This window comes from Dyadobacter sp. HNCC25DJ186, from assembly GCF_056895235.1.
This window is the reverse complement of sequence record NZ_JBXHAS010000058.1, coordinates 1-279: the sequence shown is the minus strand read 5'-3', so window position 1 is coordinate 279 and position 279 is coordinate 1. Positions and strand designations below refer to the sequence as shown.

Here is a 279-nt window from a genome sequence, read left to right as displayed (position 1 = left end):
GGAGAATAACGGATTCGAACCGTTGACCCCCTGCGTGCAAGGCAGGTGCTCTAGCCAGCTGAGCTAATCCCCCAAGTATTTTTTGTTTTTTTCGGAGTGCAAAAGTAGAGTAATTAAATTACTTATCCTAATACAATTCCAATGTTTTTTAAATTTAGTGGGCCTGCGTGGACTCGAACCACGGACCTCTACATTATCAGTGTAGCGCTCTAACCACCTGAGCTACAAGCCCCTACATTTAAAAATATATGATAAAGATAAACTAAAAGCAGAGTTTCT

The 279-nt window shown here is 40.9% G+C and carries 2 tRNA genes; both read right to left on the bottom strand.

The window, feature by feature from the left end:
• Positions 1-73, bottom strand: a tRNA-Ala gene (locus AC1XUO_RS29690).
• An 85-nt stretch (positions 74-158) separates the two neighbouring features.
• Positions 159-232 (bottom strand) — tRNA-Ile (locus AC1XUO_RS29685).
• Positions 233-279: the final 47 nt, after the last annotated feature.